At 53.8% G+C, this 24,775-nt stretch carries 24 protein-coding genes; 20 read left to right on the top strand and 4 right to left on the bottom strand.

The features are described from left to right. Window positions 1–11 precede the first annotated feature (11 nt). Window positions 12–245 carry a group II intron maturase-specific domain-containing protein gene (locus tag BLR64_RS28815; protein WP_090718575.1) on the top strand — a complete coding sequence of 78 codons (234 nt, stop codon included), beginning with the start codon at window positions 12–14 and terminating at the stop codon, window positions 243–245. Between the two features lie 215 nt (window positions 246–460). Beyond that, a complete protein-coding gene (locus BLR64_RS30490; protein ID WP_167360806.1) occupies window positions 461–619 on the top strand; it encodes a hypothetical protein in 159 nt (52 codons plus the stop codon). Window positions 620–724: 105 nt separating this feature from the next. Here BLR64_RS30490 and BLR64_RS28810 read toward each other — a convergent pair whose 3' ends face one another. The 3 genes from BLR64_RS28810 to BLR64_RS28800 form a co-directional block, all read right to left on the bottom strand. Continuing rightward, complete coding sequence (locus tag BLR64_RS28810; protein WP_090720020.1) at window positions 725–1,624, bottom strand: manganese catalase family protein; 900 nt, start codon at window positions 1,622–1,624, stop codon at window positions 725–727. 108 nt (window positions 1,625–1,732) lie between these two features. Further along, window positions 1,733–2,038: an HNH endonuclease gene (locus tag BLR64_RS28805; protein WP_090720019.1), complete on the bottom strand. Its 306-nt coding sequence runs from the start codon at window positions 2,036–2,038 to the stop codon at window positions 1,733–1,735. Between the two features lie 3 nt (window positions 2,039–2,041). Next, window positions 2,042–2,254: a hypothetical protein gene (locus BLR64_RS28800; protein ID WP_090720017.1), complete on the bottom strand. Its 213-nt coding sequence runs from the start codon at window positions 2,252–2,254 to the stop codon at window positions 2,042–2,044. 198 nt (window positions 2,255–2,452) lie between these two features. Between BLR64_RS28800 and BLR64_RS28795 the strand changes: the two genes are divergently transcribed. From BLR64_RS28795 to BLR64_RS28715, 18 genes are all read left to right on the top strand, one after another. Next, window positions 2,453–3,811: an ABC transporter substrate-binding protein gene (locus tag BLR64_RS28795; RefSeq protein WP_090720015.1), complete on the top strand. Its 1,359-nt coding sequence runs from the start codon at window positions 2,453–2,455 to the stop codon at window positions 3,809–3,811. A 117-nt stretch (window positions 3,812–3,928) separates the two neighbouring features. Beyond that, window positions 3,929–4,882 carry a carbohydrate ABC transporter permease gene (locus tag BLR64_RS28790; protein WP_090720013.1) on the top strand — a complete coding sequence of 318 codons (954 nt, stop codon included), beginning with the start codon at window positions 3,929–3,931 and terminating at the stop codon, window positions 4,880–4,882. Next, window positions 4,879–5,742, top strand: coding sequence for a carbohydrate ABC transporter permease (locus BLR64_RS28785; RefSeq protein WP_090720011.1), 864 nt, complete (start codon window positions 4,879–4,881; stop codon window positions 5,740–5,742). Before BLR64_RS28790 ends, BLR64_RS28785 begins: the two co-directional genes overlap by 4 nt. A gap of 150 nt (window positions 5,743–5,892) precedes the next feature. Then, window positions 5,893–7,617 carry a sensor histidine kinase gene (locus BLR64_RS28780; RefSeq protein WP_090720009.1) on the top strand — a complete coding sequence of 575 codons (1,725 nt, stop codon included), beginning with the start codon at window positions 5,893–5,895 and terminating at the stop codon, window positions 7,615–7,617. A 35-nt stretch (window positions 7,618–7,652) separates the two neighbouring features. Further along, complete coding sequence (locus tag BLR64_RS28775) at window positions 7,653–8,999, top strand: ABC transporter substrate-binding protein (RefSeq protein WP_090720007.1); 1,347 nt, start codon at window positions 7,653–7,655, stop codon at window positions 8,997–8,999. 18 nt (window positions 9,000–9,017) lie between these two features. Further along, window positions 9,018–10,622 (top strand): response regulator, encoded by a 1,605-nt coding sequence (locus BLR64_RS28770; RefSeq protein WP_090720005.1) that lies wholly within the window; start codon window positions 9,018–9,020, stop codon window positions 10,620–10,622. Window positions 10,623–10,648: 26 nt separating this feature from the next. Then, window positions 10,649–10,774: a hypothetical protein gene (locus tag BLR64_RS31095; protein WP_279615494.1), complete on the top strand. Its 126-nt coding sequence runs from the start codon at window positions 10,649–10,651 to the stop codon at window positions 10,772–10,774. 112 nt (window positions 10,775–10,886) lie between these two features. Continuing rightward, entirely contained in the window at window positions 10,887–11,954 is a 1,068-nt protein-coding gene (desA, locus tag BLR64_RS28765) for a Delta(5) desaturase DesA (RefSeq protein ID WP_090720003.1), read from the top strand. Window positions 11,955–12,084: 130 nt separating this feature from the next. Continuing rightward, window positions 12,085–13,224, top strand: coding sequence for a sensor histidine kinase (locus BLR64_RS28760; protein ID WP_090720024.1), 1,140 nt, complete (start codon window positions 12,085–12,087; stop codon window positions 13,222–13,224). After that, window positions 13,221–13,823, top strand: coding sequence for a response regulator transcription factor (locus BLR64_RS28755; protein WP_090720001.1), 603 nt, complete (start codon window positions 13,221–13,223; stop codon window positions 13,821–13,823). The genes BLR64_RS28760 and BLR64_RS28755 overlap by 4 nt, the downstream gene beginning before the upstream one ends. 298 nt (window positions 13,824–14,121) lie before the next feature. Next, complete coding sequence (locus tag BLR64_RS28750; protein WP_090719999.1) at window positions 14,122–15,558, top strand: SWIM zinc finger family protein; 1,437 nt, start codon at window positions 14,122–14,124, stop codon at window positions 15,556–15,558. A 55-nt stretch (window positions 15,559–15,613) separates the two neighbouring features. Beyond that, window positions 15,614–17,464: a HEAT repeat domain-containing protein gene (locus tag BLR64_RS28745; RefSeq protein ID WP_090719997.1), complete on the top strand. Its 1,851-nt coding sequence runs from the start codon at window positions 15,614–15,616 to the stop codon at window positions 17,462–17,464. A gap of 59 nt (window positions 17,465–17,523) precedes the next feature. After that, the gene (locus BLR64_RS28740) at window positions 17,524–18,627 is read left to right on the top strand and encodes an AAA family ATPase (protein WP_090719995.1); all 1,104 of its coding nucleotides are present in this window, start codon (window positions 17,524–17,526) and stop codon (window positions 18,625–18,627) included. Continuing rightward, the gene (locus BLR64_RS28735; RefSeq protein ID WP_090719993.1) at window positions 18,624–20,969 is read left to right on the top strand and encodes a DUF5682 family protein; all 2,346 of its coding nucleotides are present in this window, start codon (window positions 18,624–18,626) and stop codon (window positions 20,967–20,969) included. The genes BLR64_RS28740 and BLR64_RS28735 overlap by 4 nt, the downstream gene beginning before the upstream one ends. Continuing rightward, window positions 20,970–22,184, top strand: a complete 1,215-nt coding sequence (locus BLR64_RS28730; RefSeq protein ID WP_090719991.1) for a VWA domain-containing protein — start codon at window positions 20,970–20,972, stop codon at window positions 22,182–22,184. It begins immediately after the preceding gene. Between the two features lie 131 nt (window positions 22,185–22,315). Beyond that, window positions 22,316–23,401: an aspartate-semialdehyde dehydrogenase gene (asd, locus tag BLR64_RS28725; RefSeq protein WP_090719989.1), complete on the top strand. Its 1,086-nt coding sequence runs from the start codon at window positions 22,316–22,318 to the stop codon at window positions 23,399–23,401. A 125-nt stretch (window positions 23,402–23,526) separates the two neighbouring features. Further along, window positions 23,527–23,700, top strand: coding sequence for a DUF3934 family protein (locus tag BLR64_RS28720; protein ID WP_090720022.1), 174 nt, complete (start codon window positions 23,527–23,529; stop codon window positions 23,698–23,700). A gap of 9 nt (window positions 23,701–23,709) precedes the next feature. After that, window positions 23,710–24,405, top strand: coding sequence for a pseudouridine synthase (locus tag BLR64_RS28715; protein WP_090719987.1), 696 nt, complete (start codon window positions 23,710–23,712; stop codon window positions 24,403–24,405). An 89-nt stretch (window positions 24,406–24,494) separates the two neighbouring features. Here the strand turns inward: BLR64_RS28715 and BLR64_RS28710 are convergent. Continuing rightward, window positions 24,495–24,775 (bottom strand): IS3 family transposase (locus BLR64_RS28710; RefSeq protein ID WP_139172140.1); only part of this gene is annotated, 281 nt, incomplete at its 5' end.

Genomic DNA, 24,775 nt, shown 5'->3' with positions numbered 1-24,775 from the left:
CACCACCGAGCATGCGCTTAAGATCGTTCGCGGAGCATGTAGAATGGCTCAATCCGAAGATTCAAGGATGGAGAAATTATTACTACACGAACTACAGCCAAAAGAGATTAGCGAAACTGGATTGGTATATTCTGCAACGCTTAACCCGGTGGTACGCAAAGAAGAGACAACGCGGGAGATGGATAAGTTCACGATCTGAGGTTAAGTATATGGCCAATAGGTATGGACTAAAAACGCTATTGTGATCTGCATGCACATGAATGACGAACATCGGAAAGCCGTATGAGGGAAAACCTCACGTACGGTTTGATGAGGAGGGGCTGGTTTAAACCCAGCCCTTTACTCTAGTGCATAAAATATGCAAAAAAAGGGTTTGAGAATGGATGTATCGGGTTATATAAACCATAAGTTGATTCGCATCCGTGCAAGGGTGTAGATTTCGGAAGGAGGCTGAACCATTATGAATATGGCAGTACATAATCTTATGGCTTACAATCATCAATTTTTTAGACCTCACCCGGTCACCGAGCACAAGCAGACCAGAAGCGAAGATAAAACGCAAAGCTTTCAGGATATCCTTAACGAGAAGCTCAACAGCTCGAATCTGTTAAAGCGGTAACCTGAAGAATTCTATGGCTCTTTTCACAGCCAATTCACTGTGATGAATATTAAAAGCCGGCTTTTGCATTAGAGCAGAAGCCGGCTTTTTTGCGTAAGTCCGTAATCAGTGAATACCGGCAGCCTGTTGCAAACGTGCGGCGATGGCCAGGAAATCCTCCTCGGAAATACCGGGGGCAAATTCTTCAGGAACCTCCGGCGCATCGGCTATCGGGTATCCTTTCGGGGAACCTTCCACTACCTCAAGCGGCTTCCCGTCCTCGGGATGCGGGCCTTTCCAGATTTGTTTAATGGCCGTAAAATCGTTATCGCTGTTGGTATACAGCTTTGTGTGGAGACCTTTGGATTCATACTTATGTGTCTCTGTAAAAGCTTTGTTGCTCAGAGAGGGGATAGGAACGAGCTTGCTGACATCGACACCTGTAGCCATTTCCAGGGCTTTGGCGTAAGCAACCACATGCACCCCGCCGCGCACCAGCAAATATCCCACAACCTCGCGCGCAGCCGGATGATCGGTCAATTCATATACCTTCATCTTATGAGCTCTGGCTCCGCATTCCAGAAAGAAATTGTGCAGCAGATCCAAAATCAGATTGCCGCTGTTAAATACATATTCCCCGCTCCAGGGGCGGCCCATTGAATCAATCGGCAGAGCGGATTGGGCGCCGGCAAGCGCAAAATAGGTGTTCCGCATATCCTTAAATGGATTGAGCGGAGTCTGGTCAGGCTCTTTATACTCCGTAGAGCCGCATTGGCACTTGTTCACGGCGTGGGCAACCAGCTCCACATGACCGAGCTCTTCGGCAGTAATACTGGTAACGAGATCATAGAAGGGCTTCAGCTTTTTCTTGCCGCGGAAGTTAAACGATTGGAACAGATAGTTGTTCAAGGTAGACATTTCGCCGAATTTCCCGCCCATCAGCTCTTGTACGGCAGCGGCAGCATTAGGGTCCGGACGCTCAACTGCAGGAATTTCGATGGCAATTTCATCAAATCGTTTGAACATTACAGCACCTCACTATAGTTTGGTATCGGCTGTTCAGCCGTTTCTCGCCCCATAGTGTCTCCCTGCTGAACGTACTCTAGTCACATTATTAAGAAACAGACAATTGGCTCAGCGTTTCCCGCGGACACGCTGTGACTTGCGGAGCTTGGGCTCTGCTCCCGGAGCCTGTTTGACGATCCATTTCAGGTAGGAAGCGATCTGAGTATCCTGCCGCAGGGCCGCAATGGTAGTCAGGTCAAGGGTCACCAGATCATCATTCGTATAAAGTGCGTGGATCTGCCGGTGGCAGGCTTTGCACAGCAGAGCGGTCGGCTGCAGGGCGCCGCCTTTTTCGCGGGGAACCAGATGGTGGACAGTGGTTGCCAGGGGAGAACGGCAGCACAACTCGCAGGTTCCGGAAGGCTGTCCTTTCATGATTTAGCCTCTTACTTCAAAGAACTGGCAGGTGCGGCGCGAGTAATAGGTTAAGTCGCTGACACGCGACTGGATAATGACATCGGAATCGGTGAAACGGACAACCGTTGCCCCTGAATTCACCAGATGATCATCTTCAAAGACCCGTACCGGCAGCTTGCGCTCAATCGCTTCCTGGAAGTCACTGTCGGTATACAGCGGGCGGTTGATAGGCATAAGAGCATTCTCCTTTTGGCTGTGAATATGAACCGGAAATACAACCAGTATACCTGTGGAGGAGTGATAAATCCAATCCGGACTGCCCGGAATCGTAAGTATTTCAACCCTAAATCGGAAGTTTGCCTCCTCTGCAAAACAGTTCTCCTACGGTACACTAAGTCTTGTAAGAGAAACCTTTGAGAGGGGTACAGAGGAATGAAAACAGGAAAGAACCTGGCGCTTGCACTTGCGTCCGTTATGCTGGTTGGATCACTGGCAGCATGCGGGGGCAACAATGCAGAGAATAATGCGGGCAAAGAGAATGCTGGTAACAACGCATCAAGTACAAATGCACCTGCTACAGATGCAGCCACATCAGAACCGGCTGAAAAAGTGGAGCTGTCCTTCTGGACACTCGGTAACGTCAACTATGAAGAGCTGGCGAACGAGTATACCAAGGAGCATCCGAACGTTACGATCAAAATCCAGAATACAGGTGACCAGACTGCACACCACAACAATCTGACCACCGCTCTGTCCGCAGGCTCCGGCGCGCCTGATATTTTCCAACTTGAAATCGGTTTCATGGAGCGTTTCATCAGTGCCCAGGACAAATTCTACAACCTGAACGACCTTGGCGCCAAAGACATTCAGGCTAACTATCTGGACTGGAAATGGAAGCAGGCTTCCTCGATCGACGGCAGCTTCCAGCTCGGACTTCCGACAGATATCGGGCCGACAGTTGTCTACTACCGCACCGATCTGGCTGAAGCAGCCGGACTGCCTAGCGATCCTGAGGGCTTCAGCGCGGCGATCGACACCTGGGACAAGTTTGCTGCTGTAGCCAAGGCTTACAAAGACAAGACCGGCAAATACTTCTCTGACTTGACTGACCTGACCTATAATGCCCTACGCGACCAGTCTGCAGATGAAATCTACTTCGGCAAGGCTGACGGGAAGTTCATTGGCGACACCAATCCGCAGGTCAAGAAAGCTTATGATTTCACAGTAAAAGGCATCCAGGAAGGCTGGATCAGCAACTACCTGCTGTGGTCGCCTGAATGGGGTCAAGGCATGAGCGACGGATCGTTCGCCGTAGTCATGGGACCAGCATGGATGGCCGGTAATATCAAGAGCAACGCACCGGATTCGGCCGGCAAATGGAAAATTGCCCAGCTGCCTGAAGGTGCCGGTAACTGGGGCGGATCGTTCATCACCCTGCCTAAGGAAGGCAAACACCCGAAAGAAGCTTATGATTTCATCCAGTGGCTGGTTAACAAGGACAATCAGCTGGAATCCTTCAAGACCAAAGGTCTGATGCCTTCAATTCCTGCGCTGTATGAAGATCCTGCATTCGTAGACTTCAAGGATGATTTCTTCGGCGGACAGCAGACCGCTGTGGAGTTCGGTAAAGCGGCTAACCGTGTTAAACCGGTATACTACGGACCGCTGCATGACCAGACCGATACCTTCTTCAAGAATGCGCTCAAGAACGTAATCGAGAAGAAAGCCGATCCTGCAAAAGAGTGGGATGAAGCTGTAAAACAGGCGAAGACTCTTGCTGAACGCAGCTAGACTCTAAGCATCAAGCGTGATATGAACCGGACATCCGGATTCCTGAGAGGGCAGGCAGCCCCCGGGAATCCGGATTCTTCGGAAATAGAGCTTTCTTAATTATCCTGGAGGTGTGACATGGCAGAACCCGTAATTACGAGTCCGCATGCCGAGAGCAAACGCCCTTTTTTAACTGAACAAAGACGGAGCCGGATTACGGCCTATACCTTTATCTCACCGTTCTTTATTCTGTTCTCGATATTCGGACTATACCCGATCTTTTTTACCTTCTATTTATCCTTCTTTAAATGGGATGCACTCAATCCGATGAAATTCGTCGGTTTCAAAAACTATGATCTGGTCACCAGTGACCCGACCTTCTGGATTTCCTTCAGCAACACGCTCATTATGGGCCTGATGGGTACGGTCCCGCAGGTTATGCTTGCGCTGCTGCTGGCCGTGCTGCTGCACTCGGGAATGACCAAATTTAAAAAGACGTTCCGTATTCTTTACTTTATGCCGAATATTACGTCCATTGTGGCCGTTACGCTCGTATTCAGCACCCTGTTCGGAAATAACGGGATGATCAACTGGATGCTGAACGGCCTCGGGCTTGAAAGTGTTGCCTTCAACTCCGGCTGGTGGGGTGTCAAAATCGCCATTTCCACTATGGTGATGTGGCGGTGGACTGGCTACAACGCGATTATCTTCCTGTCCGGACTGCAGAGTATTCCGATGGACCTGTATGAATCCGCCCGCATTGACGGCGCCAACCGCAGACAGCAGCTGTTCGCAATTACGCTGCCGCTGCTCAAGCCTTTCATTATCTTTGTATCCCTGCAGTCGACAATCGGCGCCCTGCAGCTGTTCACCGAGCCTTATGTATTCCTTGGCCAGGCTGGAACCGGCTCTACCCGCCAGGAAGGGATTACCATGGTTACTTATCTGTACAGTGAGGCGTTCCGTAACGGCTTCTTCGGTACAGCGGCGGCAACAGCGGTTATGCTGTTCCTCGTCACAATTCTCTTCTCCATCCTTAACATGCTGATTTCCAGAGGCACAGGCGGAGACACTGGAGGCAAGAAAGCATGAGTACACTGCGTATGTTCAGAAAAAAACCGGATGATCTCGGCTTCTTCGGCAAGCTGGGCTTTTATTTCCTGCTTATTCTCGGGGCGCTGGTCTCGGTATTCCCGTTCTACTGGATGTTTGTTGTCGGCACCAACGACAAGGGGGCTGTGTTCCATGTACCGCCGCTTTTGACCGTCGGCGACCAGTTCTTTGACAATTTCAAGCGTGTACTGGAAAAAGCGGATTTCTTCCAGGCGCTTGGCAACTCCCTGTTTGTATCCTCGATGGTAACCGTTTCGGTCGTCTTCTTCTGTACACTGGCCGGTTACGCTTTTGCCAAATATGAATTTCCGTTCAAAAACGCGCTGTTCGTATTTGTTATCGCTACCCTGATCGTTCCGCAGCAGCTGGGCGTGCTTCCGACTTATGTTATCATGGCTAAGCTGCACTGGATTGACAGCTACAAGGCACTGATTGTACCGGCAATGGTCAATGCGTTCGGGATCTTCTGGATGCGGCAGTATATTGCCTCTGCGGTGCCGACCGAGCTGATTGAAGCGGGACGGATCGACGGCGGCGGCCACTTCCGGATTTTCTGGAATATCGCCGTGCCGGTTATTACCCCGGCTATGGCAACACTCGGTATCCTTAACTTCATGACCGTGTGGAATGACTTCTTCTGGCCGCTTGTTGTGCTGAAGAACAAGGAGCACTACACCATCCAGATCGCACTTCAGCAGCTCTTCACCACCCGTGACGGCCTAGACTACGGCATGATTATGTCCGCAACCTTTACGGCGACGCTGCCGCTGCTGATTGTATTTCTGCTGTTCAGCCGCTGGGTTATCGCCGGCCTGACCTCAGGCGCTATCAAGAGCTAATCCGCTTTTTCCCAAAGCGGTTAACAGGAAACTGAACCATACGTGAAGAATAATAGAGGAGGCAGAAGCGGCAGTGCCGTCCTTGCAGGCAGGGGCGGCATGCTTTCCGCTTGAGTCCGGCTGAAGACAGCAGGGGGAAGGTAAACGGCAATGAAGCTAAGACGCAAAATTCTGTTCGCTATTATTCTTCTCGTATTTATTCCCGTTATTGTCATGGGAATTGTCACATACGTGAACTTTTCAAATGCAATGGAGAAGAAATCGAGCAGCTTTTACTGGATCTCATTACTTGAGACCGACCGTAAACTAAAATTCGCACTCAGCGAAATATCATCCATTACGAATTCGGCCATTACGCAGCCTGCCATCCAGCAGTCGCTGAAACAGCCGAATTTTGTGCTGACCTATGACCGCAAGCAGGAGATCAACAACCTGCTGATCAATCACCCGATGATCACCTCCTTCAGCCTTTACGGCAAAGACCGGCTGCTGTACCAGTACAATGCGCCGATGTCCTTCGCAGATATGCGGAAGCAGGTGTGGTATGGCGCGATGGAAGGCGCCGAAGGCCGCCCGGTCTGGTCCGGCCCGGGAGAGAACGGCTCGGAGGCAGCGGGCAATCCGGTGCTGGTGCAGGCCAGAGTCATTAAAGACTATTACTCTCTGGAGGATATCGGCTATTTGGTCGTATACGTCAAACCGGATCTGCTGGACCAGATTTTCTGGGAGGCGGCAACGCTGAAGAAAGGGGATATCCTGCTGGTCAACAAGCAGGGCAATATCGTCTTCAACAAGTCCGGGGAGCATATCGGGCAGCGGACGGAGTTTCCTTTTCTGCAGGCAGATTATACCAAGAGCCAGGACTATTATATTGACAACTATCAGGGGGAGAAATCGCTGATTACTTTCCTGCCTTCACATAATTCAGACTGGTATCTTGCGGCGATTACCCCGATGAATCTGATCTCCTCGGAGTCCGATTCGATCCGTAATCTGGCGATCATTCTGGGAACGGTTTCACTATTGTCCGCCTTTTTGTTTGACCGCTACTTCGTCAGAAGGCTGGTGCGCAGCATCAACAGTGCGGTCAACGGGATGAAGCGGGTAAAACAGGGCATTTTTATGCCGATTACAACACCGCTGCGCTCAGATGATGAGAGCGACCTGCTGATCGACGGCTTCAACCGGATGAGCTCGCAGATCAGTGAGCTGATCCAGCAGGTACAGACTGAGCAGGGGCGCAAGAAGGAAGCGGAAATGCAGGCGCTGATGGCCCAGATCAACCCGCACTTTATCTACAACTCGTTGGAATCGATCAACTCGATGGCCGTGCTGGCGGGCAACCGCGATATCAGCAAGATGGTCGTTTCACTCGGCAAGCTGCTGCGCATCAGCATCAGCCAGAACCAGGAGCTGATTCCGCTGCAGATGGAGCTTGAGCATGTCCGGCATTATCTGGACATTCAGAAATTCCGGTTCGAGGATAAATTCAGCTACCGGATCGACCTTCCCGATACACTCAGGCAGGTGATGACCCAGAAGCTGATTGTCCAGCCGATTGTTGAGAATGCGCTCTATCACGCGATTGAACAGATGGAGGAGCACGGGGAGATTACGATCAGCGCACAGCGCAGCAGCAAGGATATCATTATTATCGTGAAGGATAACGGGCCCGGCTTTGACCTCTCAACCCTGATGAGCCTGTGGGACACGGAGCACAGCAACCCCAAGAAATACGCGGACAGCGGTGTCGGGCTGCGGAATGTGCATGAGCGCCTGAATATCCGGTTTGGCCATCCTTACGGCATTATGGTCTGTTCTTCCCCTGGATTCGGTTCGACGATCTGTATCCGGATTCCGACCATACAGCCATGAAACACCTAAACAGGATGAAAGCGGGGAGTAATGCGGTGAGATGGTTAACCAAATGGGGCTGGATTCTGCTCTATATAGCACTGATGGCCGGAGCGGTATTATTTATTTCGTTTGGCAATAAGGAGCCGATTGAAGATAATTCCCCCGAGAAAATAACACTGACCTTCCGCCATTTCTGGATGAAGGAGCATGACCGGCCGCTGCTGGCCATCTTTGAGGAAGTCGTTCAGGAGTATCAGAAGGAGCATCCGAACGTAAAGGTGAACTTTGAAGGGCTGGATCAAACGATTCACCGCGAGCAAAAGCTCAAAAGCGAAATGGTTACCGGCACTCCGCCTGACATGTTCGTGCTGTTCGGCGGCGCAGAGATTGAGCCTTATGCAAGGTCCAACCGGCTGATGGACCTGACCGGCTTCGTACAGGATAACGGCCTGGGGAACCAGTTCAGCGACCTGCATCTGTGGACCTTTGACCGGCATATTTACGGGCTGCCGATCGAAGGGAATGCCGAGCCGCTGTATTATAACAAGACCTTATTCCAGAAGCTGGGCATCAAGCCGCCGGAAACGGTCAGCGAGCTGGATGAGGCAATCCGGCAGCTGAAGGAGGCGGGAATTACCCCGTTTGCGCTTGGCAATGAGGACCGCTGGCCGGCCGGTATTTTCGCCCATTATCTGATGGACCGCTATGCCGGACCGGACCTGATCCAGAAGCTGGTTACAGGCAAAGACGGTGCTGCCTTCGTGAATAAGGCGTATCTGGAAGCGTTCAGCCACCTGGAAAAGTGGATCGGCGAAGGGGCGTTCAGCGCAGGCTCGAATGATACTTCCCCCGAAAATGCGGTCCGCATGTTCAGCAGCGGCGAAGCCGCAATGTATCTGAACGGGAACTGGGATATTAACCTGTTCACCGGAGAGACGGCTCCGGAAGGCTTCGAAAATGAGGTAGGAGTCATTCCGTTCCCGTCGTTGACAAAAGGCACTGAGCCTTCTATAGCCGGAGGTTACACGATCGGTATCGGTTTGTCCGCGAGCCTGACGGGGGGGAAGCGCGAGGCGGCGCTTGAGCTGATGAAAGCCTTCTATACCAAAGAAATCCAAACGCGGATAGTGTACGAAGGGCTCAGAATTCCTTCGATGCGGATTGATTTTGACCCTGAGAAGACCGGACCCGTGTTCGCGCAGGTGATGGAGATTATGGCCAAGGATCGCCAGAGCTTTGTGCCGTATGACAACCTGCTGTCGCCTGAAGTGAAGAAGACCTTCCTCAGTGTCATCGAAGAAATGATAGACGGCGGCTTGGGGGCGGGGGACGCCCTGCAGCAGCTGCAGTCCGCGTCGGAGCAGTACTGGAATCTTATACAGAGCTCGGCTGTACAATAAACCTGGGAGGTGCGGGAAGTGGGTGCACGGCAAGAACAATACAAAGTGCTGCTGGTGGATGATGAGCCGATTATTCTGCGCAGCTTAAAGGTGGCTATTCCCTGGGAGGAGCTGGGCCTGACGATTGCCGGTGAAGCCCGCAACGGGGAAGCCGCGCTGCGGCTGATCGAGGAAAGCTCACCGCAGATTGTGATCAGCGACATCCGGATGCCGGTGATTGACGGAATCGCATTAATGAAGGAACTGCTTCCGAAGAATCCGAAGCTGCTGTTTATCTTTATCAGCGGCTACGGGGAATTTGAATATGCGCGTGATGCCCTGCGGCTAGGTGCCTTTGACTATCTGCTTAAGCCGATTGATCATGACGAACTGACGGATATGCTTACCCGGGCGCGGGCGAAGCTGGACCGCCAGAAGGAGAATGAACAGCTGATGCATTCGGTACAGATGCTGTCCATACTGGCGAGGGAGCGGATGTTCGCCGAGTTCACGCTCGGCAATCCCCGGCCGCTGCAGCATTTGAAATGGCTGGAGAACAGCGAGCTGGAGCGCGAGTATTTTATGGCGGTGGTGAGGCTGGATGACTATGCCTCCCTAACCGCCAAATGGAGTGCAGAGGAGAAGCATCTGTGGCTGTTTGCGATCCGCAACATCCTGGAGGAATGGTCGCTGGAGAATGGTGCGTTGTCTATTTTTCCGTTCTACAACGGAGAATGGGTGCTGCTGTTCCCAGGAAATCTGAGCACGGTCAGGAAGGAGCTCGGCGAGCGGCTTGTCGCAGACATCAAGCGCTACTCCAAGCTGCACTGCTCGGTAGGGATCAGCCGCAGTACACAGGGCATTGACCAGCTGAGCACCGTGTATCCGCTCGCTGCCAAAGCGTTGTACCGGCGCTTTTATTCCGGTGAGGCCGGTGTATTCATCGAAGAGGAGACGCCGGAAGCCGGGGAACGCGAGGTACAGTATCCCAAGGAGCTGGAGCTGTCGCTGATCGAGAGCATCCGTACGCTGAATCTGGAGCGGATGCTGCTGCTGTTCGATGAGATGGCCTGCTTCATTGAAGCTCAGTCACTGACCAAGGAGCTGGCCCAGCGGGTGATCATTGAGCTCGTCGTCGTCCTGTACAGACAGTTTGAACAGATGGGGCTGCAGGCGGAGTGGCCGCTGGAAGAGCTGATGGGAAAACTGCAGGGCCTCGGGACGCTGTCGGCGGTCATCAATGTGCTCAAGCAGGATTTCCGGGACTGGATGCTGGAAGGCAGCAGGCAGGCGGCGCGAGACGACGGCCGCAGCGTGGTCGACAAAGTGAAAAGATACATTGAGGACAACTACCACAAGGATCTGAGCATTGAGGAAGTGGCGGAGGTTGCAGATCTGAGTATCAGCCACTTCTGCACCCTTTTCAAGCAGGTGTCCGGCTATACCTTCCTCGAATTTGTAACCCACTGCCGGATGGAGAAAGCGAAATACATTCTGCAGAACAGCAGTGTCAAGGTATACCAGGTGGCGCCGCTGGTCGGTTACCAGGACCCGAAATATTTTACCCAGGTGTTCAAGAAGGCCACAGGGAAGACGCCGACGGAATACCGGGAAGAGATGCTGAGGCTGGCGGGTGAAGGCTGAGGAGGCCGACAGAGACAACGTTAAAAATGAATAAACGATCTGAATTTGCAGCTGCAGCTGCCTGGTGGGTAACGCTCTCCGGGTACTGCGGCTTGTTTGTGTTTAATGCAACCGGGCTGAAGCAGGATCGCTTCCGGTTTGACGCAGTATGATAAATGTCATACCCGTTCCTTGATGTTTATGTCTTACGGTCATGACACACTCTTCACTATAATTAAGGTAAATATATGAAGAGTGAGCGCACATACAAGGAGGAACCTACTGATGTCCAAGAGCAGCACTGCATCCCAGCTCTCCAGCCTGAAGAAAAGCGTGGCCCCTTTTGAAAAAAATGACCGAAAAACAAGTATAAAACAGATGGTTAATACGCTTGGCCCGCTGTTCCTGTTATGGACGGCTGCCTATTTCAGCCTACCCGTATCCTACTGGCTGACCCTGCTGTTTGCCATACCGGCTGCAGGCTTTGTCATCCGCACCTTTATTATTTTTCATGACTGCTGCCATGGCTCGTTCTTCAAGAACCGCAAAGCGAATGATATTCTCGGAACGCTTACCGGCGTGCTGACCCTTGTCCCTTACCGCCAGTGGAAAAGAAGCCATTCGATCCATCACGCCGGCAGCAGTAACCTCGACAAACGGGGCATCGGCGACATCTGGATTATGACTGTGGATGAGTATATCGCAGCCAAGCCGCTGCAGCGCCTCTGGTACCGGATTTACCGCAATCCGCTGGTCATGTTCGGCGCAGGCCCGATTGCAGTGTTCCTGATCCAGTACCGCTTCAATGTAAAAAGCGCCAGACGCCAGGAGCGGATGAATACGTACCTGACGAATGTGCTTATTGTTGCCCTTTATGCCGCGATGATCTGGCTTGTAGGCTGGCAGGCATTCCTGCTGGTACAATTGCCAATCGTATTCGTCTCGGGTTTTCTGGGCATCTGGCTGTTCTATGTGCAGCATCAGTTTGAGGATACTTTTTTTGAGCATGAAGAGGAATGGAGCTATGTTATGGCTGCCGTAGAAGGAAGCTCGTATTACAAGCTGCCTAAGCTGCTGCAGTGGATCACCGGGAATATCGGCTTTCACCATGTGCATCATCTGGCGCCTAAAGTGCCTAACTATAATCTGGAGCTGGCCCACAACGCCACGCCGCCGCTGCAGAAAGCAACGACTATTACAATCGGCACAAGCCTGAAGGCGCTCCGGTTCCGCCTGTGGGATGAGGAGAATAAAGGGTTTGTCAGCTTTAAGGAAATCAAGAACCGCCTGCGTCAGCCGTTGCCTGCTGTGGAAGGGCTGAAGATACAGAAAGCCGGATTGCAGGCCAAATAGCAGGCTTCCGTAGCAGGAGTCAGGAGGGGAAGCAGACACGCATATTGGCGGCGGGTGCGCTTCTTCTCTTTTTTGCCGCAGATTATGCTAAAATGGGGGTACAAACTTGCTGGCAAAAAGGATGGCGGATATGCAGAAATGGCATCATATTTTTCATAAAAGTACAGGTCTCAGCCCTTACGTCTGGGTCGTGTTCTATATTCTTCCGTTTTACTCGATCTTCCGTTCATCTTCGATGGACCGGTGGGTATACGGTATTGTCATGATTATTCTGTTTTTTGCCTGTTATGTGCTTGCGTTCAAATCCCGGGGCTGGCTGGTCTACTTCTGGACGAGTGTGCAGATTGTGGTCTCGATAACAATGACGCTCATGTTCGGGTATATGTATTTCGCATTGTTTCTGGCTTTTTTTATCGGGAATATCCAGAGCCGGGCGGGCTTCTTCACGATGTACACGATTCATCTGCTGACGACGATTGTGGCAATCAATTACGAGCTGATCACGCGTAATCCGGTGTTTTTGTCCCAGCTGCCCTTTGTGCTCGTCAGTATCATTGCTGTAGTGCTGCTTCCGGCCACCACTTACAACCGCAATAACCAGGATAAGCTGCAGGGCCAGCTGGAGGATGCCAACAAACGGATCTCTGAACTGGTCATAATGGAAGAGCGGCAGCGGATTTCACGGGATTTGCATGATACATTGGGCCAAAAGCTATCCCTGATCGGGCTCAAGAGCGACCTGGCCGGCAAGCTGATAGGTAAAAACCCGGCGCAGGCGATCGTGGAAATTAACGATGTTAGGCAGACGGCAAGAAGCGCGCTTAAAGAGGTCCGGGAGATGATCACCCAGATGCGGGGCATCCGGCTGGAGGATGAGCTGGTGCGGATCAGGCAGCTTTTGCAGGCGGCGGAGATTGAGTTTGAGCTGGAGGGCAGCCCGAAGCTGGACAATACTTCATTGATTACAGAAAATGTGCTCAGTATGTGCATCAAAGAAGCAGTGACGAATGTAGTAAAGCACAGCGGGGCCTCGCAGTGCCGCATTCAAATCGAGCCCTCCCGAACGGAGCTGGCAATCAGGGTGTCTGATAACGGCAATGGCCTTAACGGGGCTAATCTGAATTATAAAGGCCACGGCATCCAGGGGATGCGGGAGCGGCTGGAGTTCGTGAACGGGTGTATGGAGATTTCACAGAACAGCGGAACGACGATTATTATTAAAGTACCGACTGTAATCCGGCAACTGGAAATGGAGGCGAAAGAAGGATGATTCATATCGTGATTGCCGAAGACCAGCGCATGCTGCTTGGAGCACTGGCTTCGCTGCTGGATCTGGAGGAGGACATGAAGGTAGTAGGCCGCGCGGGCAACGGTGAGGAAGCGGTCAAGCTTGTGCAGCAGCATAAACCGGACATCTGCATCATGGACATTGAAATGCCGGCGATGACCGGACTTGAGGCGGCTGAAGCGCTGAAGGGCTCCGGCTGTAAAATCATGATCCTGACCACGTTCGCCCGGACCGGTTATTTTGAGCGTGCTGTAAAAGCCGGTGTGGATGCCTATCTGCTTAAGGACAGCCCCAGCGAGGAGCTGGCTCTCTCCATCCGCAGCGTCATGGGCGGCAGACGAATCTATGCCCCTGAGCTGATGGATGAAGCCTACAGCAGCGAAGCCAATCCGCTGACCCAGCGTGAGAAGGAAGTGCTCGGCCTGATCGCCGACGGTAAAAACACAAAAGAAATCGCCAGCCAGCTCTATATCACAACGGGAACCGTCCGCAACTATATTTCGGTGATTCTGGACAAGCTGGATGTCGGCAACCGGATTGAGGCGATCACACGCTTCAAGGAAAAGGGCTGGTTTAAATAAAATGCTTTTAGCTATAGCGTGCGGGCGGCGGCAGTCTGTCTGCCGAGAAGGAGGGACCTTAGGGGGTCCGTCCTATTTTTTTTGGCTGATGTCGGGGGGGCGGCTGCTTTGTATAGTTCCTATTGCCCAATTTTTCCATAACAGGACCTGTAAGATTGGAAGCGCAGTTTATTTTTGTTAAGATAAATGCAAACATGTGATCTTATCCGCCCGGTATGGGTAAATGAGGTTATGTGCCATTTTTATGTAAGTCCAATCTGTTCTCATATTTCAGCTTACAAGTCGGGAGGTATATGCTTTGCCTGAACTTACATCATCCTATGTCGATTCCTTAGCACCAAACACAGCCGCCATCAAGAACGGCCAGGGCCTGGTGCGCAAAAAGAGCTTTATTCAGCTTCACCGCACCGAGAACGGCGAGCTGCTGTTCGGACAATGTGCGGGAAGCGGCAAAACGCCGTACGAATGCTCTGTAGACTTCATTGCTCCGGAGAATCCGGTGTTCCGCTGCTCCTGTCCGAGCCGCCAGTTTCCCTGCAAGCATGCCCTTGGATTATTGTACGCCTATGTGGAGGGACAGACCTTTACTCCTGCACCTGTTCCGGAGGATATCGCAGCCAAACGGGAGAAGGCGGAGAAACGGGAAGAAAACAAGGTAAAGCAGGCTGCCGAAGGCAGCCCGGCCAAACCGAAGAAGGTTAATAAATCTGCGCTCAAGAAAAAAATCACCGCCCAGCTGGAAGGGCTGGACCTGCTGGAGAAGCTGGTGCTCTCGCTGATCCGCGGCGGCTTGTCATCAATCGACGCGAAGACGCTCAAGACCGTGCAGGAGCATGTTAAGCAGCTTGGCAACTATTATCTGTCCGGTGCGCAGATTGAGCTGCGCCGGTTTGCGCTGCTGCTTGGTAAAGGAGAGGACCGTGAACATGGCTATACATATGCGGTCCGGCAGCTGACCCTGCTGCATGCCTTCATTAAGAAAGGCCGCAGCTATCTGACTGCCAGAAGCGAGGACCCCGAGCTGGCCCTTGACCATGAATCAACGATTGATGAATGGCTGGGCCATGCCTGGCAGCTATCCGAGCTGAAGGAGTACGGGCTGACAGCGGAGAATGCGGAGCTGCTTCAGCTGGCTTTTTACAGCTATGATGACAAAGCCCGCCAGGAATTCGTAGACCAGGGGTACTGGCTGGATATGTCCGCCGGTGCCGTTTACAAGACATTGCATTACCGTCCGTACAAGGCAGCCAAGCTGCTGCGTGAGGAAGACAGCTTCTACGAAGTGGCTGAGGTGCCGCTGCTGTATAAATATCCGGGAGATATGAATCCGCGGGTCCGCTATGAAGGTATGACAACAAGACCGGTTACTCCGGCTGATCTGGATCAGGTTCATGCTCATGCCCACCGCTCCATTGCAGAGGCGGTCAAGAAAGTGAAGAACCAGCTTAAGAATCCGCTGAGTGACAAGGAGCCGGTGCTTCTGCTCCATGCAGTAAGTATCAGTCAGACCGCTCAAGGCGAGTACCTGATAACCGATGAAGCCGGGGGACAGCTGGTGCTGGAGGATATTCCCGCCCTGTCACAGGGCGCAACCGTCCTGCTGCCGTTTCTGCCGCCGGTCTGCCTTGAGCATTGCACCCTGCTGGTCATGTTTGAACATGATATGGATCGGGGCAGACTTGCAGCCCAGCCGCTTGGCATCATTCATGCTGAAGGAATGACAAGGCTGCTCTAACTAACTATAAGTCTGAATAAATAGCATTGCATACTATCTCGTTAGGGGGACGCGCATGAGTACAGCATTATTGCAGGAGCTTCATCAGGAGGTCAGAAGACTATATATTGCGGGCAGCGATCTGGCTGCGGATGATTTTCGCCTGAAACGGCTTCTGCCGCAGTTCGAGCAGCTGGGCGAGCGGGCGGCAGTGTTCAAGCGACTGGGTGAGGGGATTTCGGCTCTGGTGACATCAGAGGCTGCAGCAGGGCAGAGTTCGGCAGTGAAGCTGCAGGACCTGACGCTGCTGCTGGAATCGGTGCTGTATACGCAGGGCAGCACATCGCCATCCGGCAGTGAAGCTGTTCAGCTGCAGGGCAGCGCGTTTGGTCTGGAAACCGGGGTTTCCTCCAGAAAGATTGCCGCCGTCCGCCAGGCGTTGACAACGACAGGGAGCGGCCGATATGAGACGGTGCTTGAGGCGTTCAAGGATGGCGTGTTCCAGGATCTGCGGCTGCTCCCGCTGGCCGTCGGCGCGCTTGGCGATCCTTATGCGGAGCTTGCTGACTTTGCCATGAACAAGATTCTGCCGTCCTATGGACCGGCTGCAGCCGATTATCTGGCTCAGCATTTCAATCCCGCCGGCGGAAAAAGCGAAGTCCGCAAGCTGCACGTGATCAAAGCGGTAGGCCGTCCGGAGCTGCTTGAAGAGATCTACAAGGCTGCCTGCAGCGGCAGTGATGATGTGCGGGCGGCGGCTATTCTCTGTCTGGCCGGTCCGCAGGAATATATCCAGGCACTGCTGGAATGGACAGCGGACAAGAAGAAGCCGATTCGTGAAGCGGCATATACGGCACTTGCGGAAGGCGGCTCAGCAGAGGGGCTGGAGCGGCTGTTTGAGGCTTTTGCCGGCAAGAAGGACCGGGAGCTGGCAGCCTATGCGCTGGCGAATTATCCGTCTGCCCCCCTCGGGGAAAGGCTGTCAGTGAAGTTTATGGATGAGCTGCGGGAGGCCCTGGCAGCTGATCATAAAGACAGCAAAAAGAATGAGGCGCTCTGGAATGTAATCTCGCCTTACCTGATAGCCCTTGCGGATATCCGCAATCCGCAGCTGGATGAAATATACCGCTTTATTATTGAGCATTATGACCGGTTTGCCGCACTAGGCTGGCTGCATTTGCTGGACCGGGCGGCGCGGTATCAGGAGACTGCGCTCTCGGAGCAGGGACTTGAGCTGCTGCGAGAGCTAGATAACAAGAGCGTCCGCTATCTGTCCTACTACTTCCGCGCAGCGCAGCAGCTTCTTACAGCCAAGGAGCTCTACAATGAGTTCGCCGGCGGTTCGCTACTCGACAAGATGAAAGCGAGGCTGGCCAAAGATGCCGCCACGCGCAACCGGGTGCTGCAGGATACGCTGGAGGAGCAGATTCTGAATGCGGAAAGAGTGACTTATCAGCTCGCCTGGGATTATGCCGGAAGCCGCCAGCAGTATGTGTGGGAGATGCTGTCTCCGGAACGGATTGCGGCTGAGTGGAACCCGCGCTGGCTGGACTGGGCGATTGAACGGGATGCGCCGGAGCTGGCAGCTGCCCTTGCCCGCCCCGGCCATTCCGGAGTAAGGGAGTATTTGACCGCCAAGCTCAACCGGGAAGGCAAACACCGTAAAGATGTTGACTTCGTGTCCAATCTTTTTAAGGGACTTGAACGTGCAGGGCTTCCTGAAGCGGAGCGGCAGGAGCTGCTGATCTCGGTGGTGGAGCAGCAGAGATTCCAAAATCCGTACATGTTCCATTTTTATTTGCTTGAACGGATGCTGGCCTTCCCGGCAAGTTATGTTGAACGGATTGAAGCGGTCCTGCCAAAATACCGCTACGAGAGCAAAACCCAGCTGGAGTACCTGGTTAGTCACCTGCGGAGCCGGCAGTAGGCGGCGCGGGTGGCCTACCTATATGAAGATACATGAGTTTACACAAAGGAGAGGTGTACATGTCAACGGGACAAGAGCAGCTTCAGGATTACATGCGGCTGCCGGCGGAGGTATTGTACCGCGAGGAGCTTGAAGCGCTGATCAAGGAGGATACCGGGAAAATCCCGGCCGGCTGGCAGATGTCGCCGCGTTCGGTTCTGACCTTTATCGCCGGAGGGAAAGCCGGCAAAAAGGTGATTACCCCGAAGTATATCGGGAATACACGGCTGATTGAGATGGCAGTAGCCACGCTGGTGACGGACCGGGCGCTGCTGCTGATCGGGGAGCCGGGTACGGCCAAATCGTGGCTGTCCGAGAATCTGGCGGCAGCGATTTACGGCAACTCCGGCCTGGTTGTTCAGGGAACAGCAGGAACCAGCGAGGAGCAGGTGCGCTACTCCTGGAACTATGCGATGCTGCTGGCGAACGGGCCGACTCCGGAGGCGCTGGTCAGAAGCCCGATTATGCGGGCCATGGAGGATGGCGGCATCGCCCGCTTCGAGGAAATATCACGCTGTGCCTCTGAAGTGCAGGACGCGCTGATCTCCATCCTGTCGGAGAAGACCATTTCCGTACCGGAGCTGGGCAAGGAAACCAGCGCACGCAAGGGCTTCTCGATTATTGCCACAGCCAATACCAGAGACCGCGGGGTCAATGAGATGTCTGCCGCCCTGAAACGGCGGTTCAACATCATTGTGCTGCCGGCACCGTCAGATATCGAGACGGAACTGTCCATTGTGAAGAAGCGGGTAGCCGAGATTGCTGCCTCCTACGAACTTCAGGCTGCTGTTCCGGCAGATGATGCGCTGCTTAAGGTGGTTACGATTTTCCGCGAGCTGCGCAGCGGGATGACACTGGACAAGAAGGAGAAGGTGAAGACGCCGGCGGGAGTGATTTCAACCGCCGAGGCGATCTCGCTTCTGACGAACAGTATGGCACTGGCTGCAAGCTTTGGAAGCGGTGAGCTGACGGACAATGATCTGGCAGCCGGCCTTCAGGGCGCCATTGTCAAGGATGATGACAAGGATAAGCTGGTCTGGAAAGAATATCTTGATAATGTGATGAAGAAAAAAGGAACGGAGTGGCGCAGCCTGTATCAGGCCTGTAAGGAGATGAACGAGTGACTGCGGCCGCTGAAGCTGGGGTACGTATCTTCGGGGTGCGCCATCTGTCACCCGGCGGGGCCAGGCATCTGCTGGATTTTCTGGATGAGCACAAGCCGACAGCAGTGCTGATCGAGGGTCCCAGTGATGCAACGGATGAAATCCGCCATCTGACCGAGGGAGCAACCCGGCCCCCCGTGGCCATCCTGGCGTTCACCGATCAGGTTCCTGTCCGCACGGTGCTCTGGCCGTTCGCCATCTACTCTCCGGAGTATCAGGCGATGAAATGGGCGCGGAAGCATAAGGCGGAAGCTGCTTTTATTGATCTTCCGTCATCTGTAACCCTCGGTCTACAGGGCGCAATGAACCGGAGCAGAGCAGCCGGGCCGGAAGCAGTGCCTTCCGTTGACCAGGCAGGCGAGCCGGAAGCGACAGAGGTCCAGGATGAAGATTCTGTTTACAGCCGGATTGCCCAGCTTGCCGGCGAATATGATTACGACATGTATTGGGAACGCAATTATGAACATAACGACAGCAGCGGGGCGTATCAGGCTGCCATACATGCTTTTTCGGCGCACATGCGTGAGCTGGGAGAGGAGAAGGAGCTCAGGGAGCAGCCTTCCGAGTATGCCTACAACGCGCTGCGTGAAGCCTATATGCGCCGTCAGATTCAGCAGACGGTTGCTGCAGGGCATAAGCCGGATAAAATTGCAGTCATCTGCGGAGCGTATCACGCCTCTGCACTGGCGGCAGCGCTGCCGCCGATGAGCGATGAAGAACTGGCTGCGCTTCCTTCACGCAGTACCAAGCTGACGCTGATGCCATACTCGTACTACAAGCTGTCTACCATGTCCGGTTATGGCGCAGGCAACGCAGCTCCACATTACTTTGAAATGATGTGGGACGCTATGGCTGCCGGCAAGCCAGAGGAGCTGCCGCACCGCTATCTTTCCGCGGTGGCCGGCCATGTGCGCAGCGGCGGGACTTACCGCTCTACCGCTGAAGTTATTGAAGCGGTCAGGCTGGCGGAATCGCTGGCTGCCCTGCATGGCGGCAGCAGGCCGGCGCTGCGTGACCTGCGCGATGCGGCCCAGACACTGCTTGGCCATGGAGACCTCGGCGCGATTGCAGAGCCGCTGGCACGGGTCGATGTCGGCACGGCCATCGGTTATTTGCCCGAAGGTGTCAGTCAGACCCCGATTCAGGATGATTTGAATCGTCTGCTGAAGCAGTATAAGCTGGAGAAATACAAGTCAGCGGTAGCAAGCGACCTGCAGCTTGATCTCCGCGAGAACCGCAGAGTATCCAGTGAACAGGCAGCCTTCCTTGATCTGAACCGTTCGGTTTTGTTTCACCGGCTGAGCCTGCTGGGCATATCCTTTGCCAGGAACCGTCCGAGCGGCCAGGACAGTGCCACCTGGGCGGAGCATTGGGTCATTCAGTGGTCACCCGAGGTGGAGATTCAGGTGGTTGAATCGACGCTGTTGGGTGAGACCGTTGAGGTGGCAGCGGCGTATGTACTGCGCGAGAAGCTGCAGGAATGCCGCTCAATCGCCGAAGCCTCAATGCTGATCCGGATTGCCTGCCAGTGCGCCATGACGGCCCAGATGGAGGAAGGTACACGGGTGCTGCAGAATCTGGCTGCCCTCAGCCGGGACGTGGCCGGAATGGCTGCTGCTGCCCGTGAGCTGTCAACCATCCTGAGCTTCGGGGATATCCGCAAAGTCGATACTGCACCGCTTCTGCCTCTGCTTGAGGAGCTGTTCAACAGAGGCTGCCTATTCCTGCTGGATGCCAGCGGCTGCAACGATGAGGCGGCAGGGGCGATGCTGACGGCAATGAATGAACTGAACGGGATCTCGCTGGAGCATGGCGACAAGCTGAATGACGGTCAATGGCTGCAGGAGCTGCACAAGCTCGCGGAGCGCGATGACCGCAATCCGCGCCTGTCCGGCTATGCCTGCGCGATTCTGCTGGAACGCGGCAGCGTATCGGCCGGGGAGCTTGCGGCTGAGGTGTCGCGCCGCTTGTCCCCGGGCATACCGGCTGATCTGGGCGCAGGCTGGTTCGAAGGCCTGTCGATGCGCGGCCATTACGGCCTGCTGTCACGGATGAGCCTGTGGGAGCAGCTGAATGATTATATCAATGCGCTGGATGACGACCAATTCAAGCGGGCACTGGTCTTTCTCCGCCGGGCGTTCAGTACGTTCTCCCCGCGTGAGAAGACAATGATTTCCGAGCTGCTGGGCGAGCTGTGGGGTGTGAACAGCGAGCAGGCGGCAGAGGTGCTGACCGGTGAGCTGAAGGAGGAGGAAGCCAAAATGCTGGATGAGCTGAATGATTTTGACTTCGGTGATTTTTAAATGACGAATGAACATATAGAAGAGCACACGTTGACCCGCTGGCGGCTGATTCTCGGCCAGGAGGCGGATGCGGCGCTGTCCGGCTACGGGGAAGGCGGACAGCTGTCACTGACGGAAGAAGAAAGGGTAATGGATGCTGCCCTGGCTGCTATTTATGATGAGACGGGAGCCGGCGGGAATTCGGGGACGGCGGCCAGCGGCAACAAGGGCAGAGGTTCAGGCTCCGGGCATGGCTCCCTGAACCTGTCCAAATGGCTGGGCGATGTACGCAGCTTCTTTCCGGAAGATGTAGTCTCCATTATCCAGAGCGATGCCATGGAGCGCAAAGGCTGGAAGCAGCTGCTGTTTGAGCCTGAACTGCTGGCGGCGGTCAAGCCGGACATTCAGCTGGTGGGAACCCTGCTCTCGCTGAAGGGCAAAATCCCTGAGAAGACGAAGGAGACAGCCCGGATGCTCGTCAAGGCGCTGGTCGATGATCTCGTTAAGCTGCTGGAGACAGACATCCGGCGTGCAGTGACCGGAGCGCTCAACAAGCGTCAGCATTCCCCTCTGCCGTCGCTCAGCGGCCTGGACTGGAAGCTGACGATCCAGCGGAATCTCAAGCATTATGACCAGGAGCGGCGGATTATGATTCCTGAGCGTTTTTATTACTTTGACCGGGCCCGCCGCAGCAAGGAATGGACGGTAATCGTCGATATAGACCAGAGCGGCTCGATGGCGGATTCGGTCATCTGGGCTTCGGTGATCGGCTCGATTTTTGCCAGCATCCCGGCCTTGAACACCCGTGTGGTTGTCTTCGATACCGAGGTGGTAGACCTGACCGAGCAATGCGCCAATGATCCGGTTGATATGCTGTTTGGCATTCAGCTCGGCGGCGGTACGGACATTAACAAATCCGTGAAGTACTGTGAGCAGTTTATCGAAGAACCCAAAAAAACGCTGTTTATCATCGTCTCTGACCTGTACGAGAACGGCAATCAGGCTGCGCTGGTACGGCGTATGCGTGAGCTCCGGGAATCCGGTGTCCGCACAATGACACTGCTGGCCTTGTCCGATTCCGGCAAGCCCTCTTATGACGAAAGGCTTGCAAGGCAGCTGTCCAGGGATGGAACACCTTGCTTTGCCTGTACCCCGGCGCTGCTGCCGGCACTGGTTGAAGGCGCGCTGAAGGGCCAGGATCTTGGAGAGCTGGCCAAACGGCTGGGTGCCCAGTAATAACTAACAGGGGGAGATTTTAACCACGACTACTTTTCATTCACATATTGTGTAAGCTGCGTATATCATATATAATCGGTTATTAAAAAGCACCTAACAATAGGGGCTGCTTGAAAGGAAATGAATCCCTTATGTCAAGTAAATTAAGAGCGGGTATCGTTGGCGGTACCGGTATGGTGGGTCAGCGTTTTATTGCACTCCTTGAGAATCATCCCTGGTTCCAGGTAACTGTTATTGCTGCAAGCAAGAATTCAGCCGGTAAAACGTATGAAGAATCGGTAAAAGGCAGATGGAAGCTGGCTACACCTATGCCTGAAGCGGTGAAAGGCATTATGGTTCAGGATGCCTCTAATGTAGAAGAAGTGGCTGCAGATGTCGATCTGATTTTCTGTGCTGTAGATATGAAAAAAGAAGAAATCAAGGCGCTGGAAGAAGCGTATGCCAAGACAGGCACACCTGTCATTTCCAATAATTCGGCACACCGCTGGACACCGGATGTTCCGATGGTTATTCCTGAGATCAATCCGGAGCATCTGGCGGTTATCGCCCAGCAGCGCAAACGTCTGGGTACAGAAACAGGCTTTATCGCGGTTAAGCCGAACTGTTCCATCCAGAGCTATATGCCGGCACTGAATGCCCTCAAGGAATTTAAGCCGTCCAAGGTTGTAGTAACCACTTATCAGGCCATTTCCGGCGCGGGTAAAACCTTTACCGACTGGCCGGAGATGCTTGACAACGTCATTCCGTACATCGGCGGTGAGGAAGAGAAGAGCGAGCAGGAGCCGCTGCGGATCTGGGGCGAGGTATCTGAAGAAGGTATCGTTAAAAGCGAACAGCCTATCATTACCAGCCAGTGTATCCGTGTGCCGGTAGCCGACGGCCATCTGGCGGCGGTGTTCGCTTCCTTTGAACAGAAGCCTTCCAAGGAAGAAATTCTGGAGCGCTGGAACAGCTTCAAGGGACGTCCGCAGGAGCTGGAGCTGCCAAGCGCCCCTAAGCAGTTCATCACTTATTTCGAAGAAGAAAACCGTCCTCAGACCAAGCTCGACCGCGACATCGAGAACGGCATGGGCGTGTCCGCAGGCAGACTGCGTGAAGATTCGCTGTATGATTACAAATTCGTCAGCCTCTCCCACAACACTGTACGCGGCGCAGCCGGCGGTGCCGTGCTGATTGCAGAGCTGCTGAAGGCAGAAGGCTATATCCAGCCGAAATAATATCGTTTTGTGCAGCCTGCCGGACCTGGTTCCGGCAGGCTGTTTGCGTATTTACCTGACAGGCCATGCTTAATAATGGTAAGATAGGTTGGATTGCAGAGAAACTGAACAAAAGACGGAGTGATATTGTGGCAAAAAGTAAAGGCGGCGGCACAGGCAGAGGAACCGGCAGCAAGGGCTGGACCCGCTGGAATAAAACAGCCAAGCCGGTGAAGCCGAAAAAGGGACCGGCAGGCAGCCAGGGGCCGAAAGGTGCAGTAAAAGCCGGCAGTGATAATAAAAAGGGCGGCAGTAAATAGGATCTGGAGATGAGAATCGATAAATACATGAGCATGACCGGCATTTACCCGCGCCGGGAAACGGCCAGACTGCTTGCAGCCGGCCGGATAACAGTTAACGGTGAGGTTTGCGGCAAAAATACCCTTTTGGAGCCGGATGACCTGGTCGCTGTTGACGGCAGCCCGGTCAGCTTGACTGCACAGGAGCACGTTTATCTGGCCCTGAACAAGCCGGTTGGCATTACCTGCACAGCGGCGCACGGGGTTGAGGGCAACATTATAGATTATATTAACTATCCTTCCCGCATCTTTGCTGTGGGTCGGCTCGACAAGCACTCGGAGGGTCTGATTCTGCTCACGAACGACGGTGATATTGTTAACAAAATGATGCGTTCGGAAAATCAGCATGAGAAGGAATACCATGTAACCGTGGACAATCCGGTGACCACAGCATTTCTGGAGGCCATGTCCGCCGGTGTCGCCATTCTCGGAACCGTCACGAAGCCTTGTATTACCTATCCGATAGCAGAGCAGGAGTTCGGGATTATACTTACCCAGGGGCTCAACCTGCAGATCCGCCGGATGTGCAAGGAGCTGGGTCAACGAGTACTGCGTCTGGAACGCACCCGGATTATGAATATTACACTGGACGGCCTGGACAGGGGAGCTTGGCGGCATCTGACCGGGGAGGAGCTCGACAGGCTGATGCAGACGCTGAACGAATGAGAACCGGATGAACCATTTTGCGCATAAGTGAAAAACCGTACCCCGCTGCATTATGGTCATACCCCTGTCAAGTAGACAGATAAAAAAAGCTAAGCAGCCAGCGCGTGCCGATACTCAATTGGTGCGCGCTGTTTGAGTTTCGCCTGGAACCGCTGGTAGTTATAGAAGTAGATATATTCCTCGACGGCTTGATGAATTTCGGCTTCTGACTTACACTGGTGAAGGTACAACTTCTCTGTCTTGAGGTGCGAAAAAAAGGATTCGATGCACGCATTATCCAGGCAGGTTGCTTTGCGAGAGTGGCTGCCTTTAACGCCGAATTCCTCTAATCGTGTGTTGTACGCCTGAGACGTGTACTGAAAGCCTTGGT

Origin of the sequence: Paenibacillus typhae (assembly GCF_900099765.1) — a bacterium.
Lineage (GTDB): Bacteria > Bacillota > Bacilli > Paenibacillales > Paenibacillaceae > Paenibacillus_AQ > Paenibacillus_AQ typhae.
Note: the sequence above shows the minus strand (reverse complement) of the source record. Positions and strands in the feature narration are given on the sequence as shown.

Coding starts and splice junctions, on each gene's coding strand:
- BLR64_RS28815 (WP_090718575.1), top strand. CDS start 12: ATGCGCTTAAGATCGTTCGCGGAGCATGTAGAATGGCTCAATCCGAAG.
- BLR64_RS30490 (WP_167360806.1), top strand. CDS start 461: ATGAATATGGCAGTACATAATCTTATGGCTTACAATCATCAATTTTTT.
- BLR64_RS28810 (WP_090720020.1), bottom strand. CDS start 1,624: ATGTTCAAACGATTTGATGAAATTGCCATCGAAATTCCTGCAGTTGAG.
- BLR64_RS28805 (WP_090720019.1), bottom strand. CDS start 2,038: ATGAAAGGACAGCCTTCCGGAACCTGCGAGTTGTGCTGCCGTTCTCCC.
- BLR64_RS28800 (WP_090720017.1), bottom strand. CDS start 2,254: ATGCCTATCAACCGCCCGCTGTATACCGACAGTGACTTCCAGGAAGCG.
- BLR64_RS28795 (WP_090720015.1), top strand. CDS start 2,453: ATGAAAACAGGAAAGAACCTGGCGCTTGCACTTGCGTCCGTTATGCTG.
- BLR64_RS28790 (WP_090720013.1), top strand. CDS start 3,929: ATGGCAGAACCCGTAATTACGAGTCCGCATGCCGAGAGCAAACGCCCT.
- BLR64_RS28785 (WP_090720011.1), top strand. CDS start 4,879: ATGAGTACACTGCGTATGTTCAGAAAAAAACCGGATGATCTCGGCTTC.
- BLR64_RS28780 (WP_090720009.1), top strand. CDS start 5,893: ATGAAGCTAAGACGCAAAATTCTGTTCGCTATTATTCTTCTCGTATTT.
- BLR64_RS31095 (WP_279615494.1), top strand. CDS start 10,649: ATGAATAAACGATCTGAATTTGCAGCTGCAGCTGCCTGGTGGGTAACG.
- desA (WP_090720003.1), top strand. CDS start 10,887: ATGTCCAAGAGCAGCACTGCATCCCAGCTCTCCAGCCTGAAGAAAAGC.
- BLR64_RS28760 (WP_090720024.1), top strand. CDS start 12,085: ATGCAGAAATGGCATCATATTTTTCATAAAAGTACAGGTCTCAGCCCT.
- BLR64_RS28755 (WP_090720001.1), top strand. CDS start 13,221: ATGATTCATATCGTGATTGCCGAAGACCAGCGCATGCTGCTTGGAGCA.
- BLR64_RS28745 (WP_090719997.1), top strand. CDS start 15,614: ATGAGTACAGCATTATTGCAGGAGCTTCATCAGGAGGTCAGAAGACTA.
- BLR64_RS28740 (WP_090719995.1), top strand. CDS start 17,524: ATGTCAACGGGACAAGAGCAGCTTCAGGATTACATGCGGCTGCCGGCG.
- BLR64_RS28730 (WP_090719991.1), top strand. CDS start 20,970: ATGACGAATGAACATATAGAAGAGCACACGTTGACCCGCTGGCGGCTG.
- asd (WP_090719989.1), top strand. CDS start 22,316: ATGTCAAGTAAATTAAGAGCGGGTATCGTTGGCGGTACCGGTATGGTG.
- BLR64_RS28715 (WP_090719987.1), top strand. CDS start 23,710: ATGAGAATCGATAAATACATGAGCATGACCGGCATTTACCCGCGCCGG.